This window comes from Haladaptatus sp. DJG-WS-42 (assembly GCF_037198285.1).
Taxonomy (GTDB): Archaea; Halobacteriota; Halobacteria; order Halobacteriales; family Halococcaceae; genus QDMS2.
In genome coordinates this window covers 218566-244393 of sequence record NZ_CP147243.1, presented here as the reverse complement: position 1 = coordinate 244393, position 25828 = coordinate 218566, and the positions used below count along the sequence as shown (strand labels likewise).

28 protein-coding genes are annotated in these 25828 nt (G+C 60.7%); 19 read left to right on the top strand and 9 right to left on the bottom strand.

Annotated features, from left to right (window positions below):
* The first annotated feature begins 185 nt into the window (after window positions 1–185).
* From V5N47_RS01265 to V5N47_RS01245, 5 genes are all read left to right on the top strand, one after another.
* Complete coding sequence (locus tag V5N47_RS01265) at window positions 186–419, top strand: transcriptional regulator (protein ID WP_332899254.1); 234 nt, start codon at window positions 186–188, stop codon at window positions 417–419.
* A gap of 92 nt (window positions 420–511) precedes the next feature.
* On the top strand, window positions 512–1387 hold the full coding sequence (locus V5N47_RS01260; protein ID WP_338729017.1) for an ABC transporter ATP-binding protein: 876 nt from the start codon (window positions 512–514) through the stop codon (window positions 1385–1387).
* The gene (locus tag V5N47_RS01255) at window positions 1384–3147 is read left to right on the top strand and encodes a PrsW family intramembrane metalloprotease (RefSeq protein WP_338729015.1); all 1764 of its coding nucleotides are present in this window, start codon (window positions 1384–1386) and stop codon (window positions 3145–3147) included. The genes V5N47_RS01260 and V5N47_RS01255 overlap by 4 nt, the downstream gene beginning before the upstream one ends.
* The gene (locus tag V5N47_RS01250; RefSeq protein WP_338729013.1) at window positions 3140–4195 is read left to right on the top strand and encodes an ABC transporter permease; all 1056 of its coding nucleotides are present in this window, start codon (window positions 3140–3142) and stop codon (window positions 4193–4195) included. The genes V5N47_RS01255 and V5N47_RS01250 overlap by 8 nt, the downstream gene beginning before the upstream one ends.
* 30 nt (window positions 4196–4225) lie before the next feature.
* The gene (locus tag V5N47_RS01245; protein WP_338729011.1) at window positions 4226–5200 is read left to right on the top strand and encodes an aldo/keto reductase; all 975 of its coding nucleotides are present in this window, start codon (window positions 4226–4228) and stop codon (window positions 5198–5200) included.
* Between the two features lie 199 nt (window positions 5201–5399).
* Here the strand turns inward: V5N47_RS01245 and V5N47_RS01240 are convergent, their stop codons facing one another.
* Together V5N47_RS01240 and V5N47_RS01235 are read right to left on the bottom strand one after the other, a co-directional pair.
* Window positions 5400–6047, bottom strand: coding sequence for a helix-turn-helix domain-containing protein (locus tag V5N47_RS01240; protein WP_338729009.1), 648 nt, complete (start codon window positions 6045–6047; stop codon window positions 5400–5402).
* A gap of 36 nt (window positions 6048–6083) precedes the next feature.
* Window positions 6084–6548 carry a DUF6069 family protein gene (locus tag V5N47_RS01235; protein ID WP_338729007.1) on the bottom strand — a complete coding sequence of 155 codons (465 nt, stop codon included), beginning with the start codon at window positions 6546–6548 and terminating at the stop codon, window positions 6084–6086.
* Between the two features lie 166 nt (window positions 6549–6714).
* Between V5N47_RS01235 and V5N47_RS01230 the strand changes: the two genes are divergently transcribed.
* On the top strand, window positions 6715–7209 hold the full coding sequence (locus tag V5N47_RS01230) for a PH domain-containing protein (protein ID WP_338729005.1): 495 nt from the start codon (window positions 6715–6717) through the stop codon (window positions 7207–7209).
* Window positions 7206–8657 (top strand): PH domain-containing protein, encoded by a 1452-nt coding sequence (locus V5N47_RS01225; protein WP_338729003.1) that lies wholly within the window; start codon window positions 7206–7208, stop codon window positions 8655–8657. Before V5N47_RS01230 ends, V5N47_RS01225 begins: the two co-directional genes overlap by 4 nt.
* Here V5N47_RS01225 and V5N47_RS01220 read toward each other — a convergent pair whose 3' ends face one another.
* Entirely contained in the window at window positions 8658–9362 is a 705-nt protein-coding gene (locus tag V5N47_RS01220) for a cytochrome c biogenesis protein CcdA (protein ID WP_338729000.1), read from the bottom strand. It lies immediately after the preceding gene.
* The gene (locus V5N47_RS01215) at window positions 9362–9862 is read right to left on the bottom strand and encodes a TlpA disulfide reductase family protein (protein ID WP_338728997.1); all 501 of its coding nucleotides are present in this window, start codon (window positions 9860–9862) and stop codon (window positions 9362–9364) included. Before V5N47_RS01215 ends, V5N47_RS01220 begins: the two co-directional genes overlap by 1 nt.
* 99 nt (window positions 9863–9961) lie before the next feature.
* On the opposite strand from V5N47_RS01215, the gene V5N47_RS01210 reads away from it, so the two are divergent.
* Window positions 9962–11095 carry a DUF3179 domain-containing protein gene (locus V5N47_RS01210; RefSeq protein WP_338728996.1) on the top strand — a complete coding sequence of 378 codons (1134 nt, stop codon included), beginning with the start codon at window positions 9962–9964 and terminating at the stop codon, window positions 11093–11095.
* Between the two features lie 40 nt (window positions 11096–11135).
* Window positions 11136–11708, top strand: a complete 573-nt coding sequence (locus V5N47_RS01205) for a DUF998 domain-containing protein (RefSeq protein ID WP_338728994.1) — start codon at window positions 11136–11138, stop codon at window positions 11706–11708.
* Here the strand turns inward: V5N47_RS01205 and V5N47_RS01200 are convergent.
* A complete protein-coding gene (locus V5N47_RS01200) occupies window positions 11705–13372 on the bottom strand; it encodes an NAD-binding protein (protein WP_338728992.1) in 1668 nt (555 codons plus the stop codon). The genes V5N47_RS01205 and V5N47_RS01200 overlap by 4 nt on opposite strands.
* Window positions 13373–13545: 173 nt before the next feature.
* Between V5N47_RS01200 and V5N47_RS01195 the strand changes: the two genes are divergently transcribed.
* Both V5N47_RS01195 and V5N47_RS01190 read left to right on the top strand, forming a co-directional pair.
* A complete protein-coding gene (locus V5N47_RS01195; protein WP_338728990.1) occupies window positions 13546–14274 on the top strand; it encodes an ABC transporter ATP-binding protein in 729 nt (242 codons plus the stop codon).
* Window positions 14271–15677 carry a hypothetical protein gene (locus V5N47_RS01190; RefSeq protein WP_338728988.1) on the top strand — a complete coding sequence of 469 codons (1407 nt, stop codon included), beginning with the start codon at window positions 14271–14273 and terminating at the stop codon, window positions 15675–15677. The genes V5N47_RS01195 and V5N47_RS01190 overlap by 4 nt, the downstream gene beginning before the upstream one ends.
* A 6-nt stretch (window positions 15678–15683) precedes the next feature.
* Here V5N47_RS01190 and V5N47_RS01185 read toward each other — a convergent pair whose 3' ends face one another.
* Window positions 15684–16367, bottom strand: a complete 684-nt coding sequence (locus V5N47_RS01185; RefSeq protein WP_338728986.1) for a class I SAM-dependent methyltransferase — start codon at window positions 16365–16367, stop codon at window positions 15684–15686.
* 154 nt (window positions 16368–16521) lie between these two features.
* Between V5N47_RS01185 and V5N47_RS01180 the strand changes: the two genes are divergently transcribed.
* The 3 genes from V5N47_RS01180 to V5N47_RS01170 all read left to right on the top strand — a co-directional run bounded on the left by V5N47_RS01180 (window position 16522) and on the right by V5N47_RS01170 (window position 18414).
* Window positions 16522–16935, top strand: coding sequence for a hypothetical protein (locus tag V5N47_RS01180; RefSeq protein ID WP_338728984.1), 414 nt, complete (start codon window positions 16522–16524; stop codon window positions 16933–16935).
* Window positions 16936–16981: 46 nt separating this feature from the next.
* Window positions 16982–17761, top strand: coding sequence for an HAD-IIA family hydrolase (locus V5N47_RS01175; protein WP_338728982.1), 780 nt, complete (start codon window positions 16982–16984; stop codon window positions 17759–17761).
* A 68-nt stretch (window positions 17762–17829) separates the two neighbouring features.
* A complete protein-coding gene (locus V5N47_RS01170; protein ID WP_338728980.1) occupies window positions 17830–18414 on the top strand; it encodes a DJ-1/PfpI family protein in 585 nt (194 codons plus the stop codon).
* A 380-nt stretch (window positions 18415–18794) separates the two neighbouring features.
* On the opposite strand, the gene V5N47_RS01165 is transcribed toward V5N47_RS01170, so the two are convergent.
* A complete protein-coding gene (locus V5N47_RS01165) occupies window positions 18795–19610 on the bottom strand; it encodes a serine protease (RefSeq protein ID WP_338728978.1) in 816 nt (271 codons plus the stop codon).
* Between the two features lie 190 nt (window positions 19611–19800).
* On the opposite strand from V5N47_RS01165, the gene rbcL reads away from it, so the two are divergent.
* Entirely contained in the window at window positions 19801–21048 is a 1248-nt protein-coding gene (rbcL, locus tag V5N47_RS01160; protein WP_338728976.1) for a type III ribulose-bisphosphate carboxylase, read from the top strand.
* Between the two features lie 72 nt (window positions 21049–21120).
* Window positions 21121–22308: an MFS transporter gene (locus V5N47_RS01155; RefSeq protein WP_338728974.1), complete on the top strand. Its 1188-nt coding sequence runs from the start codon at window positions 21121–21123 to the stop codon at window positions 22306–22308.
* Here the strand turns inward: V5N47_RS01155 and V5N47_RS01150 are convergent, their stop codons facing one another.
* A complete protein-coding gene (locus V5N47_RS01150; protein WP_338728972.1) occupies window positions 22309–24081 on the bottom strand; it encodes an acyl-CoA dehydrogenase family protein in 1773 nt (590 codons plus the stop codon).
* A gap of 187 nt (window positions 24082–24268) precedes the next feature.
* On the opposite strand from V5N47_RS01150, the gene V5N47_RS01145 reads away from it, so the two are divergent.
* Window positions 24269–24520, top strand: coding sequence for an MTH865 family protein (locus V5N47_RS01145; RefSeq protein WP_338728970.1), 252 nt, complete (start codon window positions 24269–24271; stop codon window positions 24518–24520).
* Window positions 24521–24559: 39 nt separating this feature from the next.
* Here the strand turns inward: V5N47_RS01145 and V5N47_RS01140 are convergent, their stop codons facing one another.
* Window positions 24560–25021 carry a metal-dependent hydrolase gene (locus tag V5N47_RS01140; protein WP_338728968.1) on the bottom strand — a complete coding sequence of 154 codons (462 nt, stop codon included), beginning with the start codon at window positions 25019–25021 and terminating at the stop codon, window positions 24560–24562.
* Window positions 25022–25091: 70 nt separating this feature from the next.
* Here V5N47_RS01140 and V5N47_RS01135 point away from each other — a divergent pair, with 70 nt between their 5' ends.
* Window positions 25092–25220, top strand: coding sequence for a hypothetical protein (locus tag V5N47_RS01135; protein WP_338728966.1), 129 nt, complete (start codon window positions 25092–25094; stop codon window positions 25218–25220).
* Window positions 25221–25244: 24 nt separating this feature from the next.
* On the top strand, window positions 25245–25811 hold the full coding sequence (locus V5N47_RS01130) for a peroxidase-related enzyme (RefSeq protein ID WP_338728964.1): 567 nt from the start codon (window positions 25245–25247) through the stop codon (window positions 25809–25811).
* Window positions 25812–25828: the final 17 nt, after the last annotated feature.

The following is a 25828-nucleotide window of genomic DNA, read 5'->3' as shown; positions in this document are numbered from 1 at the left end:
GGCAGGAACGGCGTATTCACGGCACGGTGAGAATTTTATTTTCTATGATATGTTGGTTTTGAAGAAATCCACGTTCCCAGTGCACGCTCTCTCTGTGTGTCGATACTAGCGTATGTTAGGACTAGACATACTGTGTCGGATTACAGAACGGAGTTTCTATTACCTCGGAGGCGTATGGGTAAGGCATGGTTCACACGTGCCGAAACTGCAAACGGGCGTTCACCAGCAAACTGGACTTACAGCTCCACCAGGACAACTGCTCTGACGCGCAGTTGTTTTGCTCCCAGTGTGGTGAGCGATTTGCAGAACGACGGGCAACACGAGATGGGTGGTACTATCGATGTCCGACAGAGGACTGTGAGGGACAGGAGATTGGTGAGGATCTCCACTACGTCTCTGACATGATGGTCGTACGATAACTAACAACGCGGTTCGCGGTCTGGCACGTGTTTTTCGGGCGGATTTCCTGTAGCAAAACTACATTGTCTTTGCGTTCATACAGTTCTGATGAATGATACGGGTTCGGAACCTCAGGAAAGAATACAGCGGATTCGTCGCCGTCTCGGATAGCAGCTTTTCTGTCGAACCCGGTGACGTGTTCGGCATCATCGGGCCGAACGGCGCGGGAAAAACGACGACGCTCAAGATGCTCGCCGGACTGCTCACGCCGACGAACGGCACGGCGACCGTCGCTGGCCTCCCCGCAGACGACCCACAAATGCGGACAAAACTCGGCTATCTGCCCGAAGAATCGCCGCTCTACGAGGAGATGACGCCCCACTCCTACCTTCGCTTTTTCGCAGACCTCTACGACGTGCCCCGTGACGTGGCAAACGAACGCATCAAGGAGACGTTGGACGCCTTAGACCTCGCCTACCGAGACCGGCGACTCGGGGACATGTCGAAGGGGATGCGCCGGAAGGTCGCCATCGCCCGGTCGCTCGTCAACGACCCCGACGTGCTCATCTACGACGAACCCGCGAGCGGCTTAGACCCGCTCACGACGAACTACGTCCTCGAATTCACCCGTGAGTTGAGCGAGCAGGGCAAGACGGTCGTCTTCAGCGCGCACAACCTCTATCACGTCGAGAGCATCTGCGACCACCTCGTCATCATGAACAAGGGTGAGATCGTGGCGCGCGGAACGGTCGAGGAGATTCGAGCAAAACACGGCCGGACGGCCTACCATGTGTTTACTTCGGTTCCTCTGCCCGAAACGACGCCCGACGGCGGCCGTCACAAAATCGTCGTCGAGAGCATGGCCGAGGTGGATTCGATTCGAGAGGCCGCGCGCGAGGCGGGCGGCGACGTGGTAGACCTCAGAACCGACGAACCGAGCCTCGAAGACATCTTCCTTGACCTTGCGAAGGGAGCGACGACGGCGTGAACTCGCGGAAGATTCTGCGCATCGCCCGCTGGGAAGTGACCAAAGGCGCGGGTGGGATAGACCGCAAAACCCTCGTCGCGGGCATCGCCGCGATTGCGCTGCTCATCCTCGTCTCGTCGGCTGCCGTTGGCCACGGCGTCACCTTGGATCGCGGCATCTACCGCGTGAGCGTCGATGAGTCGAGTCCGTACTACGGCCCCGTGGCTACAGACCCGACGTTCGCCATCCGCGAGCCGGGGACGCAAGACGTTGAAATCGCCATCGAAGACGGACGATTCCGGGTGAACAATTCACCAAAAGGTCGTGCCGCGTTCACCGAACTTAGGCGCGCCGTTGCGAGCTACAACGACCGCGTCATGGCGACAGAGCAGAACCAATCTGCGGCGTTCCCGGTCGCAGTCTCCATCACCTACGTCAACCGCGGCGGGGGAGATGTGGTCGTGCCGGGTGACGTCGGGCAGTCACAACCAACGACGCAGGCGCAACCCGCGGGCGGAGAGACGCCTGCACAAAGGACTGAGGCAGGCGGTGAAACCGACGGCGGAGGCAGAGACCGTACGCCGCTTCCACAGAATGACCGGTCCGTGAGCGACGCGCTGTTTGGCGGGGGCACGGGCGACACGCCGAGCGACATCACGCCGCCGTTCCCCTTCGAGTCGCTCGCGCTTGCGTTCCTGTTCGTCCTCCCGATGAACTTCGTGATTCAGGCCTACGGTGGCTCGATTCTCAAAGAACGCATCAACCGCCGAGGCGTGTTGTTGCTCGTCACGCCGGTGTCTCGCTACGACATCGTCGCCGGAAAAACGCTCCCGTACTTCGCCGCAGCGCTCACCATTACGACGATTATTGCACTTGCCATCGGCGGCGGCCTCGTCTCGATAACGGCCGTCATCCCGCTCGCACTCGTGTTCCTCGCGGCGTCGTTTCTCGCGGGCATGTTCGCCCGATCGTTCAAGGAACTCACGTTCGTTACCGTTGCCATCAGCGTGTTTCTCACGACCTACGCCTTCGTCCCGGCCATCTTCACCGACCTGAACGCGATTGCGCTCATCTCGCCGCTCACGCTCGTCGTGCGCGACCTCCAGTCCCAAGCCATCACCGTGGGTGAGTACGCTTTCGCAACGCTGCCGCTTTATCTCACTGCGGGGGTCCTGTTCACCCTCGGCGTCGGCGTCTACCGCGAGGAGGACATGTTCACCCAGCGGGCGGTTCACCTGAAGGCGCTCGACGCCGTTTCGAGTCGCATCCGCGGACGGCGGAGTATTGCGTTCCTCTCGATACTGTTCATCCCGTTCGTGTTCGTCGCAGAACTCATGGCGATTGCGACACTGTTCGCGCTCCCGATGACGTTTTCGATACCCGTGTTGCTGGTTTTGATTGCGCTCGTCGAAGAAATCGCAAAAAGCATCCACATCTATGCCGGATTCGAGACGGCGAAATTCGACCGACGCATCTCCCTTTCGCTCATTCTCGGGGCGCTTTCTGGACTCGGCTTTTTCCTCGGAGAGAAGCTCACGCTCATCAGTCAGATTGTCGGGCTTCCCGAGCTACAGTTGGGAAGTGTCGCCTTCACGGGCATCGAAACGAGCGGGCTCGCTCTCCTCGGTCTCCTGTTGGCGCCGCTTGCGCTCCACGTCGTAACCGCGACCATCTCTGCGATTGGAGCCGCCCGCGGCGCGCGTTCCTACGCGGTTGCCCTCGGCGTGGCCATCTTCGTTCACACGATGTACAACCTAACGGTGGTGACGCAGTTTGGGTGACCCACGTCTCGCCATCACCCGGCGTGAGTTGGGGGCGATATCGAGCGAGAAGACCATTGTCCTCGCCCTGCTCATCCAACTGTTCATCGCGGCGTTCTCGTCGTTTTTAGTGGTTGGGCTGGTCTCGCTGTATGACCCCGGCAGCGTCTCTGACGGCCAAATCGTCACCGTCGGCGTCGCGGGCGATGCGAGCGAGTCGGTCGAAGACGCCGTTCGGCCGGTATCTGGAAGCCGCGCCCGCTTTTTCGACAGCCGCGAGCAAGCAGAACGCGCCTTCGAGAACGGGGGTGTCGATGCGCTCTTACTTGCGAACCATCGGGACGACGGCCGCATCGGGGTCCAAACAGTCGTGCCGAAAGGCAGCCTCCGCACGACGCTCGTCGTCACACAGGTTCGTGAGGTGCTCGAAACGCTCGAACGCGACGAGCGCGTCGCGCGCCAGAACGAGCTTTCGGCCACGCCAGTGACTCTCCCACGAGAGGTGTCTGCGAGTCCGTATTTCGGCTTTACGTACACCATCTTGCTCCCGTTGCTCTGTCTGTTACCGGTGTTCATCAGCGGGTCGCTCATCGTCGATTCCATCACCGAAGAGCGCGAGCGCGGAACGTTCGAACTCCTGCGAGTTGCGCCCATCACGCTGGTCGATATCGTCGATGGCAAACTGTTTGCCGCCGTTGTCCTTGCGCCCGCGCAGGTGGCGCTGTGGCTGGTGTTGCTTACGCTCAACGGCATCTCGATTTCCGATGTTGGGTTGCTCCTCGTGTTCGTGACCGCGCTCACGCTGGTGGTCGTGAGTGGCGGGGCCGCAATTGCCCTGTTCTTTGGTGACCGCCAGCGGTCGCAACTCGCCTATTCGACAGGGCTGCTGTTGTTCTTCGCCAGTCTGGTGTTCCTCCCAGAACACCCGTCTTCGACGATTGCGCGTCTCGCCATCGACAGCGCGGCTCCGATTTCCTTCATCAGCGTGGCCGGGGCGCTCGTCGTTGGTGCGCTCTGTCTCGGTTTGCTTCGCGAGTTCGCGCGGCGAACTGGCAAAGACCAACTGTAGCTTTTTGGTACTGGTCTGTGTCCTGTTGGCATGGAGTATACCACCCTCGGTTCGACTGGCATGGAGGTCAGTCGGCTGTGTCTTGGTTGCATGAGTTTTGGCACCCCGAAATGGCGCGATTGGGTGCTTGAGGAAGAAGAAAGCCTGCCCATCATCGAACGGGCAATCGACCTCGGCATCAACTTCTTCGACACAGCGAACATGTATTCGGTCGGTGAATCAGAGCGCATCCTCGGCACCGCCCTCGAAGGCCGTCGCGAGGAGAACGTCGTCGCCACGAAGGTCTTTTTCGAGATGGACGACGCAAACCGCAATTCGAGTGGCCTCTCGCGGAAGGGCATCGAACAAGAGTTGAACGCGAGCCTAGACCGGCTCGGCATGGACACCATCGACCTCTATCAGACCCATCGCTGGGATTACAACACGCCAATCGACGTGACGCTTTCCGCGCTGTCGGATGCGGTTCGAAGAGAAAAAGTGAGATACATCGGTGCGAGTTCGATGTGGACCCACCAGTTTGCAGAGTCGCTTCACACGAGCGAGGCGCTCGGGATTGAGCGCTTCGTGACGATGCAAAACCACTACAATCTGCTTTACCGCGAGGAGGAACGCGAGATGCTCCCACTCTGTGAGAAAAAGGATATCGGCGTGATTCCGTGGAGCCCGCTCGCGCGTGGCTATCTCTCCCGGCCACACGAAGAATCAGAGGCCACCACGCGCGGGAAGTCCGATACCTTTGCCCGCAAACACCCGTATCTTGAGGGCGGCGGACGCACCATCAACGAGCGCGTAGCGGAGGTAGCAGCAGACAAAGGTGTCACGATGGCACAGCTATCGCTCGCGTGGTTGTTGCACAAAGACTGGGTTGACGCGCCGATTATCGGCACGACGAGCATCGAACACTTAGAGCAGGCCGTCGCTGCGCTCGACATTTCGTTGTCAGAAAGCGACATGACGTACCTCGAAGAGCCGTACCAACCAGTGCGCGTTGCCGGACACGAATAAGCACAAAAATCCCATCGCCGAAAGGTTAGGCGCGGGTCCCCGCGGATTGAGACCCCGGAGACCCCCGGACAGCGGCCCCTTTTCCCCAAACTCGTCGGGTGTACGCTACCCCTAGCGTGGCGAGTTCGCCACAACCGAACCCGACATCTGTAGATTTGAGGGAGGAACTATCGCACCGTTGCTTGTTATTTCAGGGCGTTTATGTACGCTCTTCTAACAACACCGCCTCGAGGACGGCTTTCGTCCCACGTCGAACCCGTTCTGAAACCGCCTGTTGGGTTATCTCGAGCTCGGTTGCAATGTCTTTGAGCGTCGACTCCCGAGGGACATCGAAATAGCCGTGTTGGAGAGCGAGTATGAGCGTGTCGCGTTGTTCGGGTGTCAATCCAAATTCAAAGGCATCTTCGGTTTCTGCGAGGGTGTACACTCTGGTCAGGTCGAACGTGATGTCGTGTTCGAGACAGTACTCGTGAAACTGAGAGAGGTGTGCGTGGTCGCCAAAGCGGAGGTGGAACGCCCACGTCTTGTTGCCGTGGGCTTTGAGAATTGTCGCCTGTGACTCCGCGATGCCGTATACCAGACTCTCGATTGACTCCGTCCACTCGACGCGATAGAGTACAGAGTCGCCCACCTCATCGAGCCGGGACAGCTCTTTAACAACCGGGCTGTCTCTGACGATTCTCTCGAACTCGTCTAAATCACCCCCAGAAGCCCAGAAAAAGGGCATAATCTCCTCTGACGTAGGGACGACCCGTTCTAAGTCGATTTGAACCGTTGAGTCGGTGTGCAGCACTCGCCCAAGATTAAATTCTGACGACGGGATGGTAAACTCGGCAATAACACTCACAACGTGTCTATCGCGGGGATATAGAAAATAACTTTCTCAGGAATCGCTAGCGGTTGCTGGGTTGACTCGCCCGGTTCCGCGGTCCATTCGGACGAGCAATCCCACCGTCACGACTGCGACGACGAGGTGTAACAGCGCAAGCACGAAGATGCTCTGGACGGTGGCGCCTTCCATCCGCCCAGCAACCCACAGTGGCGCAGTCGAAAGAAGGAGTATCACTGCCGCGACGGCCATAAAATTCCGCCGTGGATGCGCCGTATACCGGTCAAGGAGCGCGTAGGTGAACACGCCCCCTGCGGAGCCAACGACGCTCACGCCAGTCACCTGTGACCACGAGAGCGGGGCAAACGCTGGGGGGATGACGCCGAATATCCCTGCGAGCCCTCTCACGATTGTCGCCGCGACGACGGCGACCCCGACGACGACGATTCCGATACGAAAGAGGTAGTCTACCCGCGCATAGGTGACGCGCGTCTCTGGTGACTCAGCCCCCAATGCCATACGCTACCAATAGGCATGAACGAATTTCAGTGTTGCCCCTCATCCGCCAGTCACACGCCCCCAACCACCAGCGGTGGGGATTCGAGGAGCGCTACGGACGACTGCGTGCGAGTGAGAATCGCTCTCGGACACACGTTTATGACCTGTGACGGCCCACACAGCACCAATGGAATCTGACACGGCAGGAACGCTTCACCGCCTCCACGCGCGCGTTCAGGTACTCTGGATTGGGCAGGCGGTCGTCGGTGCCCTCTTTTTCGGCGCGGTCGCCACCGCCGCAGCGACGTTTCTAAATGGCTTTTCGACGCAAACCCTCCTCCTTGGAGGCGGCGTGTTCGGCTTTCTCGCGCTCGTCGGAAGCCTGCTCGCGGTTGCGCGCTACCGACGCTGGCGCTTTGCGCTCTACGAGGACTATCTCTACTTAGAACGCGGCGTGTTCACCCGGGTGAACACCGTGGTACCGTTCGTCCGCGTCCAGCACGTAGACGCCCGTCGTGGCCCGCTCGAACGCCTCGTTGGACTTGCAACTGCGGTGGTGTACACCGCCGGGTCGCGCGGCGCAGACGTGACCATCCCCGGCCTCACCCCCGACGGCGCAGATAACCTCCAAAACCAACTCAAAGAACTCGCCATCGACGCAGAGCCCGAGGACGCCGTATGAAGCTCAGTCCGCTTTCGATTCCCTACCGACTCGCTCGCTTCGCAGGCGGCCTCGTTTGGGTGCTCATCTTCGCTGGCTTTGGCTCTGCGTCGATGTTCGGTATGGAAGTTGGCGTCGCCACGCTTGGCGGCCTTCTGTTGGTCGTCGGTGCCCTCCTTGTCGGGTATCAGGTGCGCTACTACCAGCGATTCGAGTACACGCTCACCGCAGACTCACTCGACATCACCTCCGGGGTGTTCTCGCGGACGAATCGCGAAATCCCGCTTCGGCGCATCCAGAACGTCGATGTCCACCAAAATCTGTTCCAGCGCGCACTCGACATCGCCGAAGTCCGTGTCGAAACTGCTGGAGGGAGTTCGACCGAAGCGGCCCTCCAGTACGTGAGCACGACCGCGGCGGGACAGCTCGTCGATGACGTTGCCCGGCTCAAACGCGGTGAGACGGCCGCAGACGAACCAGCCGAGGACACGACGCTCCTCTACGAAATCACAACCAGAGAACTCGCCCTGCTCGCGTTGGTCTCGCTTGACTTGCGATTCGTCCCTTTGCTCAGCCTCGCGGTCCCGGTCGTCGCGCCGACCGTGTCGCGCTTCATGCTCGCAGACCCGGTTACGGGCTTCATTCTCGCTGCCCCGCTCTGGGTCGTCGCGCTCATCCTCCTCTCCGTCGTGACGAGCGGCGCAGCGGCGGTTGCCAACTACTACGGCTTCCGGCTCACCCGAGCGAACGGCGACCTGCGCTACGAACGCGGGCTGCTCCAACGGTACAACGGCACGATTCCGCTCGATAAGGTGCAGGCGCTCACGATACGTGAAAACGTCCTCCAACGATTCGTCTCCCACGCGAGCCTTGGTGTCGAGACGGCGGGCTACGCTCCCGGACAGGGCGGGCGCGGCGGCTCCGAGGCGGCGGTTCCCCTCGCGCCAACAGAGCGTGTCCTCTCGCTCGCACAGACCATCGAACCGTTCGGCACGCTCAGCTTCGAGCGCCCCCCAAAACGCGCCCGTGAACGCTATGCGGTGCGCTACACGCTCGTGCTCCTCGTGGCAACCGGACTATTGTACGCCGTCGTACAGGTTTTCGCCTTCGACATCGCGTGGTGGGTGCCGCTGGTCGGCGTGGTACTCACGCCTGTCGCGGCACACTACCAGTGGAAGAATCTGGGGTACGCCCTCACCGACGACTACGTGATAACGCGGGCTGGCTTCTGGGTGCGAACCACGAAGGTCGTGCCGTACTACCGCGTCCAAACGGTCGCGACGAGTGAGACGGTTTTCCAGCAAAGACGCGACCTTGCCACGTTGAGCGTCGATACAGCAGGTGCGCGGAGCATTATCGGCGCGAACGCGCGCGCGGTAGACATCGACGAACAGACCGCGACGACGCTCAGGGATGCCGTTGCAGACCGTCTCCAGCAATCGCTCGTGGCGCGGCGGTCGGTTCGATAGTCATCCAAGACCGAGTAATCGAAGCCCATCGAAAGCGACGAGGAACAGGTAAATCTGGACGAGTCCGGCAAGCACGAGCAAGACACCCGCAGCGCGCGTGACTCGCCCCGTGTTCTGCGACAATTTTGTGAGGAGCGTGTGTCGCCCGAGCGCCGCGACTGCGGTGACGAGAATCATAAGCAGACTCATGCCCGCGGCGTACGCGCCGAGGGTCGCGAACGCCGTCGTCGGCCCAGCGGCGAGCGCAGACAACGCAACTGCGATGAACAACGGGGCGGTACACCCTGCGGCCGCGGCGGCGTACACCACGCCAAAGAGGACGAAGCCCGTACTCGACCGGTTTCGTTCGGGCAGTTGGATGGTGCGATGGAGAAACGACGGCGTCTTGTCAAGCGCCATCACGCCACCGAGGAGAATCAACAGCGTGCCAACGACCAGTTCGAGGACGCTGATGTTGGCGAACGCGCGCGTCCCGACAGCGAGGACGAGGCCGACGAGCGCGGCGTAGACGAGAAAGAAGCCAACACTCACGAGCAACCCGACGAAAATCGCCTGAGACAGCCGATTCGAGACGGCTCGCTCGTCATCCGAAGCCGTCCCGAGATAGTACGCGACGTAGCCCGGCAGCAGTGGGTACGAACACGGCGCAAAGAAGGTGAGCACGCCTGCGGTGAACGCAAAGCCGAGACGGAGGTCATCGAGCATCACTCGACTCCGGCGCGAGCGAGGGCAGCTTCGATTGACGACAGTCCTGCGAGACCGACGTGCCGCCACACCTCTTTACCCTCTGGCGTGAACACGAGCAGCGTCGGAAGGTTCTGGACGCCGTAACGCTCGCCCGTCGTCACCTCCGGGTCCATCGCCACCGGCCACGACCCACGATACTCCTCCCAGAAGCCGCGGACGACCGCTTCATCGCGCTCCCAGGTGACCGACAGCATGTGAAGTTGGTCGGGGCCGTAGCGGGCGCGAATCTCTCCTAAGTCGCTCATCTGGGGCTTGCACGGCGCACACCACGTCGCGAAAAAGTCGAGTAACACCGGTCGGTCGGTTGGTTGGACGACGAGCGGCCCGCCTCTCAGTCCACCTACGGCGAGCGTTTCGACGGTCAGCTCCTGTTGGTTCGCCGCGTTCGTACACCCGGCGAGCCCACTGCCAACAGCGAGTGCGGACGCACCGAGGAATCGTCTCCGGGTGTACTGCATATTTGAATGTTGGCGCCAGGAAGGAAGTGGATATGCCGTTTGTGAGCAGGAGTCACACAACCCCGCCGGGGCTTAATCGGGCGCGCGCCAACAGAGACCATGAACCGACGGCGGTATCTCGCGGTTGCCACAGCCGGTCTCATCGGGCTTGCTGGGTGTGTAAGCGGTGGTGGCGGCTCTCAGACACCGACATCCTCGCCAACGCCCGAAGGACTCACACTGCCAGTTCCGGACGAAGAGTTGAATCGCGGCGCGCCGAAAGACGCCATTCCAGCGATTGTAGACCCCGCGTTTGGCGAGAACTGGGACAATATTGAAGTGATCCGCAGAAACTCCATCGTCGGCGAGTACACCGAAAGACCGCGCCTCACCCCGGACGACCGTGTCATCGGTGTCGAGCGAAACGGCGAGGCGCGAGCGTATCCGCTCAAAATCCTGAACTGGCACGAAATCGTCAACGACGAGTTCGAGGGCCCGTTGCTCGTGACCTACTGCCCGCTGTGTGGAAGCGGCCTCACCGCAGAGCGCACCGTCGATGGCGAGGTGACGAACTTCGGGGTCTCGGGCCTGCTCTGGAACGCAGACCTCGTGATGTACGACGAGAAAACGAACAGCCTCTGGAGTCAATTGCTCGCAACGGCCATTTCAGGAGACCGAACCGGTGATACGCTCACCCTCACGCCATCATCGCTCACGACGTGGGGCGCGTGGCAGGCGAATCACCCGGACACGGTCGTCCTCCTCCCACCGCCGTTGTCGGGCACCGTCGTCGGAGAAACCTCGCGCGATTATTCTTCCAACCCCTACGCCTCGTATGGTAACTCAGACCAAATCGGAATTGGCTTCACCGAGTTCGAAGACGACCGCTTGCACCCGAAAACGCTCGTCATCGGCGTCACCGATGGGGCCACCGCGCGCGCCTATCCGTTCCCCGAACTTGATGGCGCTGGCGTTGTGAACGACACGGTCGGCTCGCGACCCGTTGTTGTCGCCGCGCTCACCGACGGGTCGCTGGTCGCCTACGACCGAACGGTTGGCGACGACGTCTTAACGTTTGCACCAGGCGCTCCAGACGAGATGGCGGGTGGCGATTCCACGTGGAACCTGACGACCGGCGTCGCCTTCGACGGCCCCCACGCCGGAACCCAACTGACCCGGGCGAACGACGTCTCGCCGCTGTTCTGGTTCGCGTGGGCGAAATTTAACCCACAGACGGACATATACACCGGTTGACACCAGCAGCTTTTTCTCGAATCGTCATCTCAACCACGTTATGCAAACAGCGCGAGTCGGTGGGTGGGCTGGCGTTCTCGCCCCGACGCTCACTCTCGGGGCAATCCTTCTTGGAACGCTCCTCTCTCCGACGTTCACGTGGACCGAAAGTGCCCTTTCAAACCTCGGTGCGGTGGGCGCAGCAACTGCATGGCTGTTCAACGGCGGCCTGCTGCTCGGAAGCCTCGTCGCTGTTCCGTTTCTCGTTGCGTTCTTTCGTGCGAGCGAACAGCTCCTTCAGCGCATTGGCGTTGTCCTCCTCTCGCTCGCGCTCGTCGGGCTGTTTCTCGTTGGCGTGTTCCCGATGGGAACGACCTATCACTTCCCTGCGGCGCTCTCGTTTTACCTGTTTACTACCGTCGCCCTCTGGATTCACGGCTCCGGGTCGGTGCTTGCGGGCGCACCTCGAACCGGGCTGGTGAGCATCTGGCTCGGCATCACGAACATCATGACGTGGCTCGTCTGGATTGCGCAGGGTCCACTTACCCGCGGCGGGCTTGCTGTCCCCGAGTTCATCGGCGCGTGCGTGTTCGCCAGTTGGATGGTCCTCGCTTCCCGTCGCCTGCTCGCCTAACCCGCAAGCGTAGAAAACTGGTTGATGTCGTCGTCGAGGCCGGTCACGATGAGTTCGTCGTCTCGCTGGATGACGAACGATGGCCCGATTTCGGTGAGCACGCTGCCGTTTCGTTCAACGGCAATGATAGTACAGCCCGTGCGCTGGCGGATGTCCGCCTCTGCAATTGTCTGGCCTGCGAGATTCTGCGCGCTCATCCGAACGATTTCGATTTGCTTGTCGAACGTCATCACTTCCTCTTCTAAGATGGTCGACGCGAGCATCCGTCCGCTCACGGTGGCAAGCCCAAGGACGTAGTCCGCCCCGGCGCGGTACATCTTCCGTACGCTGTCGGTCTCCTCTGCGCGGGCTAAAATCTCGATATCGGGGAAGTGCTCGCGCAAGATGAGCAGACAGAACACGGACACAGTGTCGTCCGGGAGCGCGAGAATTACTGCGCTCGCGTCGTCGATGTTCGCCCGCCGCAACGTCTTTTCGTCCGTGGCATCTCCGACGATATCGACGCCGTCTTTTTCCACGATATCGACCACCGTGTGCGGGTGGCCAGCCGTATCGAGCGCGCGAGCGACTTCGGTGCCCACTTCGCCAAAGCCGATGATGACGACCGCCCCTCGGCGATGGCGACGGGTTTCTGAGAGCGTGAGGCCTTTTACCTGTTCGAGTTGCTCCTCGTGACCGGCGACGAGCAACATGGTGTGTTCGTCGATGACCGTCTCCGGCGGCGGCGGGCTGACAAACTCACCCGAGAGCCACGCGCCAATGATGTTCGCGCCGGTTTTCTCTGCAATTTGGCTCTCCATGATGGAGACACCATCGAGCGGGCTGTTTTCTTGAACCGAGAATTCGACAATCTCGAAATCGTCCGCGATTTCGACCGTGTCCCTGAGTTCCGCGCTGAGCGTCGTCGTCACCTTGTTCGCGAGGCTCTCACCGACGAGTCTGCGCGGCGAAAAGACGAAATCGGCCCCCGCATAGCGGTGATACCGGGCGACATCGTGCGACTCGACGAACGTGATGACCTGGGTGTCACAGACGTCTTTTGCCGTGAGTGCGATGCTCGCGTTCGTCTCGTCGTCTTCGTCTGCGACGACTGCGCGCGCTTTGGCGATGTTCGCGGCCTCCAGCGTCTCGTTCGTCTCGGGGTCGCCGTAGATGACCGGCACACCATTTTCGAAGAGGGCGTTCGCTTCTTCACGGTTTGCAGCGATGACCACCGACGGGATGTTGCGCTGTTCGAGTTCGTCGATCAGCGTTTCGCCGCGCGGCGTGTAGCCACAGATGATGACGTGGTCTGTGAGCTCTTCGACCGAATTCGGTGCGCGCATCGACAGGCGGGTTTCAATCCATGGCACGACGAACAGGGGCAAGGCGAGAAATACGAAGAAGATGCCCGTAAACTGCATGAACACGACGAGCGCCTTCATTGGAAGTGTCTGCCACGGCGCATCTTCACCGTACCCAGTCGTCGTAAACGTTTCAACGACTACGACGAGCGAATCCGAGATGGGTTGTGGGTCGTTTTCGAGCACGCGCATTCCAGTGTTGTAGGCCACGGTGAACGCGATGAGAACACCCAGAAACGTGAGGAGATAGACAATAAAGAGTCTGCGGCGGCCGCTTTCTCTGCTGAACAGCCCGGAGCTGACGACGCGCCGAAATACCATCCGTGTCTCTGTTTCGCGCGGAGTGGCGTAAAACAATTCGGGTCACAGTCGGTGATTTGCTACTGTCGGCTTGCATGGTGAGTACCAGCCATACCACGGCCACCTTCCCGACCGATAAACATGTTATTCTATCGACAGTATAGTTATGTTCAGCGGCGCTCATGTCGCCAATAATGCCCGCCATCGAAACGACCTCCCTTACGAAGGAGTACGACGGCTTTGCGGCACTCAGAGACCTCTCACTTTCGGTCGACCACGGCTCGCTCTACGGCCTGCTCGGGCCAAACGGCTCGGGAAAGACTACGACGCTCTCTATTCTCACCGGCCAACTCGTCCCCACCGCGGGGTCTGCGCGCGTCCTCGACATCGACCCTGTCGAAGCACCCGTCGCGGTGCGCGAGAATGTTGGCATCCTCCCCGAGCGCGAGGACCCGCCGAGTTTCATGACACCGCGGGAGTATCTGACCTTCGTCTCAGAAGTGCGTAACTTAGACGACCCAGAGTACCAGATTGCGCGGTGGGCCGACCGCCTCGGGTTCGAAGACCGCCTCGACACGCTCACGACAGACCTCTCTGAGGGCGAACGCCAGCGCGTCATGCTCGCCCAAGCGTTCGTCCACGACCCGCAGGTCGTGTTCATCGACGAACCACTCGTGAACTTAGACCCGATTATGCAAGAGCGCGTCAAACGCCTGTTCGTCGATTACTGCGACGTGGGCAACACACTCTTTCTCTCGACGCACTTCATCAGCGTCGCAGAAGAAATTTGTACGGACGTTGGCATCCTCACAGAAGGCGAACTCACCGCAGAGTGCGACCCGCGGACGCTCGATAGCGGCGTTGGCCTGCTCGACTACTTTCTCTCTGAGGTGGACGCCGCGAAGGCAGAGGCGCTGCAATGAGCCTGTTCTACCGAATGCTCAAAGAGGAGTGGCGGCTCCATAGCCGATTGTTTGGCTCCGGGCGCTTTGCCTTGTTTCCGCTGTTTATCGGTCTCATCTGCGGGGTAAGCTACTGGTTTTTGACCCTCACCGGAACCCCGGTCGAAAGCATCGCACTCGGGCTTCACGCCATCGTGTTCTTCCTCGGCTTGCAGGTCGGCACGATTGGCTTCGTCGGCCGTGATGCGCTCGAAAACTTGCTCGGTGATATCACCTTCCTCGTCTTCTCTGCCCGCACCCTCCCGCTCTCACAACGCCGCCTGCTCGCAACGTTTCTCGCAAAAGACCTTGTCTACTACGTTTTCTTGTACATCACGCCCGTCGTGCTCGCTTACGCACCGTTTGCGCTGCAGGCGGGCCAGTCGCCCCTGCGCATTGCGCTGCTGTGGGTAACCGTCGCGGAAGTGTTCGGCGTCGGCGTCGCGCTCTCCTTTGCCGCCGCCGCTGTTTCGACGCGCGGCAAACTCGTTCTCACCACGTTCCTCCTCGGCGCTGGCGCGCTCATCGTGGGTGCTCGAAACGCGATTTACGCGCTCTTTAGCCTCGGGCTGACCGAGCAGGCCACGCTCACGAGCGCTGGCGTTGGACTCGTTCTCCTCCTCGCGCTTGGCGGCGTCGGCCTTGCGCTGTTCAAACCGCGGGCAGAACGCACGCATCGAAAACCCTCCTCACGACTCGCCGGGCTGAAAAACCGGCTGCCGGGGCGCGACCCGCACCTCATCTCGCGGGCGATTACCGACGTGGGACGCTCCAGTGGGTCGTTCTGGAAGGTCATCATTTCCGCGGCCATCATCTTCGGCACGACTGGCTTCCTGCTCGATAAAGTCGCAGAGGCCACGGCCATCCGACCGGGTGCGGGAATCGCTCTCGGGACACTTCTCGGGCTTGGGTCGTTCACCACCTACGCATGGGTGACCCAATTCGATGACGCAAGCGAGTATCTCCACTACCCGATTACGTTTTCGCGGGTGTTTCGCGCGAAGTTCTACGCCTTTCTCATCCTCACAATTCCCGTCTCGCTCGCGTTCCTCATCGGCGCGGAGCTCGCATTCAACGTGACGAGCGTCGTCTCCGGATTTGTCATCTTCCCGCTCGTTTCGGTCTACGTATTTGGTGTCTCGGCGTGGCTCACTGGTCTCGCCCCGAACGACCTGCTGTTCGACACGCCGCGATTCGTGCTGTTCGGCGTCGCCATCGCGCTTGTCGCCGTCCCGCTGCTCGTCGCCTCGCTCGCCCACAGCGTCTCGCCGCTGTTTACGACTGGTAGCTCGGTGGGCCTTTCCGTGCTCGCGGCTGGCGGCGGTTGGGTCCTCCTCAATCGCGCTGGCCCGCGCTGGGAGCGACAGTTGCGCCAAGAAAAGTAGGTAGACTCAGACCCGAGCGCGGACGAGCAGTTTCGGCGTCGTGAACGACGCCACGCCGTTTTCTGCATACCAGATGTCGAAGTAGCGGCGGGCAGCGTTCGGGGCTTTGTCGAAGATGGTTTGGAGTTCTGAGAGGCGAGCCTCGGGGACGTTCATCCGGTCAACCCAACTGTCGAACTCGAGGGTGCGGCGCACCCACGCGGTTTCTTCGACGACGAATCCGGCATCATCCAGCCAGTCACGCCACGTCTGTTCGGGGTAGCTTTCGACGTGAGTCGGGTCGCGGATGGATTCGACCGTGTTCAGGAACGCTGCGAGCGCTTCGTCTTCGGGGGCGACGTTGTCTTCGAGGACGAACACCCCGCTCGGTGCGAGAATGCGGGCGACTTCTGCGACGAACGCTTCGGGGTCGGGAAAGTGATGGGCGGCGATGCGACAGGAGACGGCACCGAAGGTGTTGTCGGCAAACGGGAGGGCTTCTGCGTCGCCGACGACGCCACGGAGCAGCGGGAACGACGACTGCGCCATCTCAACCATCTCGCGGGTGAGGTCAACGACGAGCACTTCTTCGACGCCAGCTCTCATCAGCGCGTTCGCGGTGTGTCCCGCGCCCGTTGCAACGTCAAGGGCGAGCGAAGCCTCACTTGCCCACTCGCTCAACAAGCGCAAGTCGCGGCCCCCGCGATGCACTGGGCTGTCCCGATACCCCGTGCTGGCTCGACCAAACGCTGATGCCACATCCTGCTTTGAGTCTCCCCCTCGCATGGGCAGACTTCGCAGAGCGAGATTATCTAGATTTGGGCGACCGGGAAACCGCCATTTCCTCTCGCGCCCAACCAGTCGTGTGAACCTCGCGACGGATGCTGGCCGCGAACGCATCATCTTCGGCCACGAAATCGACTGGAGCGCCACCACCCCCGAGGTGAAATTCGAGGGGCTGTCGCCCGCAGACGCCCGTGCCCTCCTCAACCAGCGCTACATGAATCCTGACGAACGAAGCGGTCGGTCACCGGCGATGGAAGAAATGGTTGCGTTCATGGAACGCTACGCTGAGGCCGACCCTGAACGCGAAGGCGCGATGTCCGCACACGGTCGCGTCATCGCTCCCACGGAACCCGATTCACAGGTCGTCCTCGAAGGCGTCATCTACTCTGGGCCGACCTCGGATGGGTTCGTAAAGGAGTACGCTTTCCTGTTCTATCGGGCGGATTCGTTCATGCTTGAAAAAGACCTTCACGCGCGCTGTTGGTTCGAATAATGGTGTGACCCTTGGAGTTAATCATCCGGCGTGCCTACGACGGGTAATGACCTATCGCGGGGCCGTCGTAGACTTGGACGGGACAGTGTACCGAGGCGACGACCTGATTCCCGGCGTTGGCGGCGGTATCGACCACCTCCGACGCGAAGGGTTGAACCTCGTCTTTTTCTCGAACAACCCCACGAAATCGCCAGCGGAATACAAAACGCGACTTGCTGGTCACGGCCTCTCGGTCGCCGAAGCCGAGATTGCGTCCTCGGCGACCGTCACCGCGTCGTATCTCACCGCGAACTACGCAGACGGCGAGGTGTTCGTCATCGGCGACCCCGGGCTCATCGCCCAGTTCGAAGCTGCCGGAGTCACGCTCACCGACGACCCGCAGGCCGCAGACGTGCTGGTCGGGTCGTGGGACAAGGCGTTCGACTACCGAAAACTCACCAGTGCGCTCTGGGCGATTCAGGCGGGCGCGGCGTTCATTGGCACCGACCCAGACCGGCGAGTTCCTATCGGCGATGGGCGACTGATTCCCGGCTCTGGAGCCATCATTCACGCCATCGAAGGCGTCGCAGAACGCCCGGTCGACCACGTTCTCGGCAAGCCTTCCGAGGAAGCCGCCGAGTTAGCACTGTCGCGCCTTGGCGTCGAACCAGAAGAGTGTCTCGTCATCGGTGACAGCCTCCACACGGACATCACCATGGGCGCTCGCGTCGGGATGACGACGGTGCTCGTGCGCTCGGGCGTGACGACGGCCGAAAACCGAGATGCAGTAGCGGTCGAACCCGATTACGTCATCGACTCGCTCGCGGACATCGACGAAGTTCTCTGAGACGTTTACGTTTATTGGGAGCGATGCACATACAGTAGGTGTGCACAGAGGGGTGCACGGTGGAGAACATGAACATTCTCGAACTCACCGGCGATTTTGTCGAAGACTACGAAGTGATGGTGCCGTTCCAGGCCCTCCAGATGGTGGGCCACGAGGTTCACGCGGTCTGCCCAGAGAAGGCAGACGGCGACACCGTGAAGACGGCCATTCACGACTTCGAAGGCGACCAAACGTACACCGAAAAGCCCGGCCACAATTTCGCGCTGAACGCGACGTTTGCGGACGTCGACCCGGCCGATTACGACGCGCTCGTCATCCCCGGCGGGCGCGCGCCCGAGTATCTGCGGCTGAACGAGGATGTCCTCGACATCGTCCGGCACTTCGCCACGGCGAACAAACCAATCGCCGCGCTCTGTCACGGCCCGCAGATTCTCGCCGCCGCGGACGTCCTCTCTGGGAAACACTGCACCTCGTATCCCGCCGTGAAACCGGACGTACTCGCTGCGGGCGGGGAATGGGAAGACAGCGTGACGACCGATGGGAACCTCGTCACGGGCCAAGCGTGGCCAGATCACCAGGAATGGCTCGCCCAGTTCTTAGACGTACTGGGAACGACCATCGAGCACAAAGAGACAGCGGCCGCAGACGACTGAGTCGGCTCGGTTGATTCAGTTTCCGCAATTTTTCGGCCCACCTTCCACTACTCGTCAGCACGTATTATGCTGTCTGCTCCCGTCTACGGATTATGGAACACCGAGTTGCACGATTCGTCGGAGAAGGTGGAACCGACCTGTTGACAGTAAACGTCATCATCTAGCTTGCGTTGCTCATCGCCGTCTCAATCGTGCTATGGGACACGTCGTATCTCGTCCAAGCGGTTCCCGTCGTCGCCCTCGCCGCAATTGCGAGCAACGTGCTCATGGCGTGGGGGCTGCGACAGCTGCAAGAACCGACGTACTGATTCCGTCCTACCAAACACGCCGACTCGGAAACACCGGGCCACAGAGCGTTCGGGGGGCGTTTCGGGAACGACCTATTTCCACTCGCCAACCCACCTCTGGATCGTTTCTGACGGTGTGGCGGTGGTCTTCGTTTCAGGCTCTGGGAACTCGGTGTACACTTTCTCTGGCCGATCGACACCACCGCTCTGGCCACCCACCTTCGATTCCCCACTAACGCAGCCAATCACGACGCCGTCCAGTGTCACCAGCGGTGAGCCGCTGTTTCCGCTTTTCGTTGGAATGTCAGAAAGCACCCAATTGATCCCTTGCTGGTATGAGTCGTATCGACCCACGCTAATCACCCAGTCGCCAACGCTTCCCGGATGGCCGACCATCAAAACCGGGTCGCCTTTCGACACATCGACATCGGTTTTCACCGGCAGTGGCGCTGGCGTCTCTATCTCCGTCTTCATCAATGCGATGTCAGGAACCATGTTCTGATGGTAGCCAACACGAGTTGCAGTTCCGGTGTTGCCATCGAACGTTTCGACAGCCATCGTTTCCGAATTGAGGACGACGTGAGAGTTGGTCATGATGTATCCGTCTTCGATGATCCATCCCGTCCCACCGGTACTGCCATTCGTGAGTTTGACCACGGATTTCTGGACGGTCTTCCCGATGGCTCGTGCTTGTTCGAGCGTTTCGTCCGAGAAGTCAACGGTATTGCTGTTCTGATGGTCGTGTTCGACGGATTCTTTCGATGTGGATTTAGTTTGTGTTTGCGAGGTTGTGACTGTGGATTGTGTCTGTTGAGTAGAAGGTGAGCTTCCAGTACATCCTGCGAGGAGGCCAAGAGTTGTGAGCCCCGCGGTGCGGAGAAACTGCCTGCGGTGTTGCTTGTTTGCCATCTGCCAACCATTTTCATATCGTCATTTTTGAATGTTCTGTTTTGTTGGAGTTTTCTCCTTTCGTTGTCAGCGGAGTCAGGATTGGTGTGTTCACGTCACGACCACACTTTCCTCCGCAGCGGTTCGTTGGAGAATAACGCGACCTGAGTCGCAACAAACGCTATACACTCGGGGGTAGAATGTTAGGGGTATGACAGGGATTGAGTATTCAGACTTCCTCGACCTCGACTACGAACCCGTAGACACTGACCTTGTCTGCACCTTCACGCTCCGCCCCGGCGAGGGGATGAGCATGGAGGACGCCGCCGCGCGGGTCGCCTCCGAGAGTTCGAACGGGACGTGGGCCGAGTTACAGGTCGAAGCCGGCGTGACCGAACTCAGCGCCACCGCCTTTGACCTCTCAGGGAACACGGTTCGCGTCGCCTACCCCGAGGCGCTGTTCGAGCCGGGGAACATGCCACAGATTCTCTCCTGTATCGCGGGGAACATCATGGGGATGAAGGCGGTCGATTCCATCCGCCTCGAAGACTGTGAGTGGCCGGAAGCCATCGTCGAAGGCTTCGCAGGGCCGCAGTTCGGCTCGTCGGTCGCCACGGAGCTCTTGTCGGCTCACGGCCGTCCCGTCACGGCGACCGTCCCGAAGCCGAAAGTCGGCCTCCACACCGAATCGCACGCGCAAATCGGCTACGACGCGTGGATGGGTGGCGTTGATTTGCTTAAAGACGACGAGAACCTCACCGACCAAGTGTTCAACCCGTTCGAAGAACGCGTCGCGCGGTCGCTCGAACTCCGCGACAAAGCCCAAGAAGAGACCGGAGAGCGCAAAGACTATCTCGTGAATATCACCGCAGAGACCGACGAGATGCTCCGACGCGCCGAGTTCGTCGCAGACCACGGCGGGAAGTTCGTCATGGTCGACGTCGTGACCGCGGGCTGGGCGAGCGTCCAGACCGTGCGCCGACGCTGTGAGGACTTGGGCCTCGCCATCCACGCCCACCGCGCGATGCACGCCGCGTTCGACCGCCACCCAGACCAAGGCGTCTCGATGCGCGTCCTCGCACAAATCTCGCGGCTCGTCGGCGTCGACCACATCCACACGGGAACCGCGGACTTGGGCAAGCTCGAAAACGAAGACACCGCAGGCATCAACGACTGGCTCCAGTCAGATCTCTACGGCATGAACGACGTGTTGCCGGTGGCCTCAGGCGGTCTGCACCCCGGCATCGTGGACGAACTCATCAACCGTCTCGGTTCGAATCTCATCATCCAAGCCGGTGGCGGCATCCACGGCCACCCGGACGGCACCGCCGCGGGCGCGAAGGCGTTCCGACAGTCGGTCGATGCCTCGATGGAGGGCATCTCGCTCGCCGAGTACGCAGAAACGCACCCCGAGCTGAAAGTCGCTCTCGACAAGTGGGGCACCCAAACCCCCCGCTAAGTCGTCGGGTCTGCCGCCACCCGCTGTTTGATTAGGGACGACTCCGACGAGTGGGTATTGATGGCACAGTCTATGGCTTCGCGACGCTCTGCTGGGCTCCTCGCGCTCGGGAGTCTCGCGTACCTCGCGTTGATGTTCGTCTGGTTTTCGTTGCCCGCGTTTCTCGTCCCGATTTCGACCGAGCTTACGCTCACGTCTGCTGAAGCTGGGTTTCTGGCCGGTGCGATTCCACTCTCCTACATCCCGCTCTCGGTGATGAGCGGCGTCATCGTAGACCGCATCGGCCCGCGCCGGAGCGTCGGCCTCGCGCTCGTAATTTTCGGAGTTGCCCAGATTTTCCGTGGCTATGCGACCGACTTTTGGACGCTGTTGCTCCCCACGCTGTTGCTCGGTGTCGGCGGGACGGGCATCACCTTTGGCCTCCCAAAACTCGTCTCGAAAATCTATACCGCAGAGCGCGTCGGCGTTGCCTCCTCGGTCTACATGATTGGGTCGTATCTCGGCGTCGCGGCGGCGTTCTCGCTCGGCCGCGGGGTGCTCGGCCCACTTCTCGGCGGCTGGCGCCCCGTCTTTTTCTGGGGTGGCGTCGCCTGCATCGCTTTCTCCGTCGGCTGGTTTCTCGTCACGCGCGGAACGAACGGGGCCGACCTCGACGCGCCTCCCGCAGACGAACACAACTCTGCGCGCACCAACGTTCGCGCGGTGCTCACCACGCCGGGGATGCTGAGCGTTATCGTCATCGGGACGATGTACCTGTTCATCCTCCACGGGATTCAGGGCTGGCTCGCGACGATTCTCGAATATCGAGGCATTGCCCCGACGCTCGCGGCGACGATCACGAGCGGCATGGTCGGCGCACAAATCCTCGGCGCACTCGCCATCCCGCTGTTCGTGTCACGGCTTTCGTATCGCAAAATCGTGTTAGCTATTGGTGTGGTCACGACCGCAGGCTCGCTCGGCATGTGGATTCCCGGGCTCGGTGGCACGGCTGCGGTTGCCGGAGCACTCGTCATCGGCATCGGCATCGGCGCGCTATCGCCGCTCGTACGCGCCATCCCAGTCGAGTTAGACGGCGTCGGCCCGGAGCTTACGGGGACGGCGGTCGGCCTCGTGTTCACTGTCGGCGAAATCGGTGGGTTTCTGGGTCCATTTCTCATCGGCTCGCTCGAAACCACAACCGATTCGTTCGTCCCCGGCCTCGCCCTGCTGACCGTTGGTGGCTTGCTAATTCTGGGTGCAGGCGCGTCGCTTTCGACCTGATTAGTCGTCTGCTGGCGTCGATTCGACGAGCGCGTCGGGTTCGACCGCGGCGTAACGGACGATTGCAGCAAAGTGTTCGACAGCAAAGCGGCTCCCTGAAGTAAGTCCACGCGCCGAGCGGGTGTCGAATCGAGTTTCGATGAACCGTTCTGCGACGAGGGCTTTGCGCGCGTTGTCTTCTGTATCGAGTTGCGCCTGCGCCTCCGCGAGCAAGAGCGCGGCGGTCACCACGTCGAAGATGTAGTCTGCGAGCTGCTTTGCGTGCAGCTGGGCGTACTCATCGTCCTCGGTGGCGAGGGTGGCAAACGCCGCTCTGAGTGATTCGAACTCGGCTTCGACGGTCGCTTTGAGGTGTTCGAGATGGGCGTGTTCGGTGTTGCCGAGCCACCCCTCTACGAGCGCAATCACGCTTTCGTGGGACTGTTCGCGGGCCATCCCCCGGAGCACGTCGAGTGAGAGAATGTTTGAGGTGCCCTCCCAGATGGGGAGCACTTGCGCGTCCCGGAGCAGGCGTGGGGTGACGAACGCTTCGACGTAGCCGTTGCCGCCGAGTATCTCGCAGGCGTAGGAGGCTGTATCGACGGCCATGCGCCCGGTTTTGTACTTCGCAATCGGGACGAGCACGCGCATGGCTTTGAACGCGGCCTCGGCTCTCTCGCCCTCATTTCGCTCACGAACGTCGAGTTGGCGGGCAGCCTCGAACGAAAATGCAGCGGCGGCTTCGTAATCGACGGCCATGTCCACGAGATCGCGGCGCATGAGCGGGTACTCGTCGATTGGTTTGCCGAACGCTTCGCGGTTTGCGGCGTGAATCTTGCTTTCGAGGAGACAGCGACCCATCACGCCCACCGAGGCAAAGGCGTTCGAAAGCCGTTCTAAATTGAGCATCTCGGTCATATATCGGAAGCCGTGTTCGGGTTTTCCGATGAGGTAGGCCGTCGCGCCGTGGAACTCGACTTCGCCCGTGGGAACGCTCGTCGTTCCGAGTTTGTCCTTCAGGCGGCGGTAGATGGCGGCGTTCAGGTCGCCGTTTTCGAGGCGGTGGGGGACGAGAAACAGCGAAAGCCCTTTCGTGCCTTCGGGCGCGCCAGGTCTGCGCGCGAGGGCGAGCGTGGCTTGGGCGTCGATGTTCGAACAGAACCACTTCTCGCCGGTGAGCCGGTAGGTGCCGTCCGGCGCTTTCTCGGCGATGGTTTCGTTTGCGCCCACGTCGCTTCCGCCCTGTTTTTCGGTGAGGAACATCGCGCCCTCCTGCAACGAATCGTGGTTCTTGCTCGTGAGGCCTTCGTAGAACTGCTCGGTCGTGCCGTCGCCGAACTTCTGGAGGACGAGGGCGACGCCTGCGGTCATCGCTACCGGACAGGTGAAGCCGGGGTCCGCATACGAGAGCAGGAGGTCCATCGTCAGATTGTGCGTGAGACAGAGCGGCGAGGTGCGACCCTCGGGTGCTTCGAAGGAATCTGCGACGATGCCCGCCTCGTAGGCGAGCCGTTCGTTTTCTGCCTGTTTCGGGTGATACTCGACTTCGTTTATCACCTCGCCGTGTTTCGAGTACGTGCTGAGTTCAGGACCGTGTTTGTCGATGGTGTCTGCGTTGTCCGCGATGGTGTGGCCAACGACGTGGCCAAACTCGCCAAGTCGAGGTTCTGCCCATTCAAACTCGTCTGCGGGATACGTCCGGCGAGCCTCGAACTGGAGGGTTTCGTCTAGCTCCCAGTAGTTCAGGTGGCGGCCTTCCTCGAACTGAGTGTAGTCCACGGAGTCATGTGACATGGTTGACTCTTCTCGGTGTGTTACCAAAAATCATTGTGGCCGTTTCTCGTGTTGTTTCAACAGTAAATCGTCCGAAACAATAGCTGCGGGCTGCGGGAGTGCGTCGCCGTGAAAACAACTCCTAACAACGGGTAAGACTGGTGTTCTCGAATGTTTTTTCATTGCGGAGGACCAGTGATAGCTTGTTATGGCAGACAAAGCAGAACTTCGCCAGCAGATGATTGACGCCTTCGAAGGTGCAAACTACCCAATTTCCAGCCCGATGGACCTCGTTCCAGCGCTCCCGAACGGCCCAGCGACGAAGTTCGAGTCTGGTGACTTCTCCATGACGGCGATGGAGCTCAACACGAAAATCAGCGGCGGAGACTTCCCGTACGACAGCCCGGAAGCCTTCGTCGACGACATCCTTGGCAAGCTCGAAGCAAACGACTACATCTAACCATACAGACGCGCGTCTGGTCGCTGATTCGCTCCGTTCTTAGAGTATGACCAGCAATGCGACGACCGTGACGAACACGCCAAGCCCGAACAGCAGGTAGTTGGCCACGGGATTTTTTGCCGTCGTCAGGTCGAGCGAGTAGTTGCGTCGTGAGAGCGGCCAGAACGGTTTGATGCCCATTGGCGTAATCCAGTCTGCGAGCAGGTGGGCGGTGATAGAGAGGGCGCCGATGAGGAACCCGAAGATGGCGAGCGTGGGGTTGGTGAGTCGGAGCGTAACCCAGCCAAGCCCAGCTCCGACGAGCAGAGCGAACAGGATAGTGTGGGTCGGGCCACGATGCGGGATGAGCGGTGTTCTGATGTCGATGTCGGGGAGCGTAGCGAAGGCAAGCATCCCCGCCCCACCGAGAACCGCGAGTTCGAACTGTCCACTCAGCGCCAGCGCGACGCCGAGGGGCGCGTAGACGAGGAGTGCCGCGCCGTAGTGGCCAGTCGCGTACATACCCGGCGTATTTGCGTTCTCACAGATAAACTTCCGGGCTGGCTTTGCCATTGGAACCCAAAGGCACGGTATGGCCGGTCTCCTCGACACGATTGTCGCAACGTTTGGCCCCTTTGCGATTGCCGCCGCCCTGTTCGTCGGCGGCGTTCTCATCTACGGCGCGCTTCTCGCGCTCAATCGCGTTCGGGGGAAGGGCTAAGCGCGGGCGAGTGGCATGTAGGCTATGCCACAAGAACCCATGACGCGGTTTCCCGTGCCCGACCTCGAGGACCTGCCAGCTGACCTCAGAGAGCGCATCGAAGAAGAGACCGAGAAGGCCGGATTCACGCCGAACGTGTTCATGGCCTACGCCTACCGCCCCTCCCATTTCCGGGCGTTTTTCGCCTACTACGACGCGCTCGTTTCGGACACTGACCTCACCCGTGAAGAGATTGAGATGATAATCGTCGCCGCGAGCGGCGCGAACGATTGTTATTACTGCATCGTCGCCCACGGCGCGCTGTTGCGGCTGTTCAGCGACCAACCCCTGCTCGCAGACCAAGTCGCCTCGAACTACCGCAACGCAGAGATTTCAGAAAAGCACATGGCCATGCTCGGCGTGGCAGTGAAACTCACCGAACGACAGGCCGAAATCAATGAGTCTGATTTCGAAAAACTCCGCGAGGCGGGCTTCTCTGACAAAGCAATTTGGGACATCGGCAGCGTCACGGCATTTTTCAACCTCTCGAACCGGCTAGCTCACTTCGCCGATATGCGCCCGAACGACGAGTTCCACACGATGGGACGGTAGGCATCAGTCACTCGTTT

Coding starts and splice junctions, on each gene's coding strand:
- V5N47_RS01265 (WP_332899254.1), top strand. CDS start 186: ATGGTTCACACGTGCCGAAACTGCAAACGGGCGTTCACCAGCAAACTG.
- V5N47_RS01260 (WP_338729017.1), top strand. CDS start 512: ATGATACGGGTTCGGAACCTCAGGAAAGAATACAGCGGATTCGTCGCC.
- V5N47_RS01245 (WP_338729011.1), top strand. CDS start 4,226: ATGGAGTATACCACCCTCGGTTCGACTGGCATGGAGGTCAGTCGGCTG.
- V5N47_RS01235 (WP_338729007.1), bottom strand. CDS start 6,548: ATGGCATTGGGGGCTGAGTCACCAGAGACGCGCGTCACCTATGCGCGG.
- V5N47_RS01230 (WP_338729005.1), top strand. CDS start 6,715: ATGGAATCTGACACGGCAGGAACGCTTCACCGCCTCCACGCGCGCGTT.
- V5N47_RS01225 (WP_338729003.1), top strand. CDS start 7,206: ATGAAGCTCAGTCCGCTTTCGATTCCCTACCGACTCGCTCGCTTCGCA.
- V5N47_RS01220 (WP_338729000.1), bottom strand. CDS start 9,362: ATGCTCGATGACCTCCGTCTCGGCTTTGCGTTCACCGCAGGCGTGCTC.
- V5N47_RS01215 (WP_338728997.1), bottom strand. CDS start 9,862: ATGCAGTACACCCGGAGACGATTCCTCGGTGCGTCCGCACTCGCTGTT.
- V5N47_RS01210 (WP_338728996.1), top strand. CDS start 9,962: ATGAACCGACGGCGGTATCTCGCGGTTGCCACAGCCGGTCTCATCGGG.
- V5N47_RS01205 (WP_338728994.1), top strand. CDS start 11,136: ATGCAAACAGCGCGAGTCGGTGGGTGGGCTGGCGTTCTCGCCCCGACG.
- V5N47_RS01200 (WP_338728992.1), bottom strand. CDS start 13,372: ATGGTATTTCGGCGCGTCGTCAGCTCCGGGCTGTTCAGCAGAGAAAGC.
- V5N47_RS01195 (WP_338728990.1), top strand. CDS start 13,546: ATGCCCGCCATCGAAACGACCTCCCTTACGAAGGAGTACGACGGCTTT.
- V5N47_RS01190 (WP_338728988.1), top strand. CDS start 14,271: ATGAGCCTGTTCTACCGAATGCTCAAAGAGGAGTGGCGGCTCCATAGC.
- V5N47_RS01175 (WP_338728982.1), top strand. CDS start 16,982: ATGACCTATCGCGGGGCCGTCGTAGACTTGGACGGGACAGTGTACCGA.
- V5N47_RS01170 (WP_338728980.1), top strand. CDS start 17,830: ATGAACATTCTCGAACTCACCGGCGATTTTGTCGAAGACTACGAAGTG.
- V5N47_RS01165 (WP_338728978.1), bottom strand. CDS start 19,610: ATGGCAAACAAGCAACACCGCAGGCAGTTTCTCCGCACCGCGGGGCTC.
- rbcL (WP_338728976.1), top strand. CDS start 19,801: ATGACAGGGATTGAGTATTCAGACTTCCTCGACCTCGACTACGAACCC.
- V5N47_RS01155 (WP_338728974.1), top strand. CDS start 21,121: ATGGCTTCGCGACGCTCTGCTGGGCTCCTCGCGCTCGGGAGTCTCGCG.
- V5N47_RS01150 (WP_338728972.1), bottom strand. CDS start 24,081: ATGTCACATGACTCCGTGGACTACACTCAGTTCGAGGAAGGCCGCCAC.
- V5N47_RS01145 (WP_338728970.1), top strand. CDS start 24,269: ATGGCAGACAAAGCAGAACTTCGCCAGCAGATGATTGACGCCTTCGAA.
- V5N47_RS01140 (WP_338728968.1), bottom strand. CDS start 25,021: ATGTACGCGACTGGCCACTACGGCGCGGCACTCCTCGTCTACGCGCCC.
- V5N47_RS01135 (WP_338728966.1), top strand. CDS start 25,092: ATGGCCGGTCTCCTCGACACGATTGTCGCAACGTTTGGCCCCTTTGCG.
- V5N47_RS01130 (WP_338728964.1), top strand. CDS start 25,245: ATGCCACAAGAACCCATGACGCGGTTTCCCGTGCCCGACCTCGAGGAC.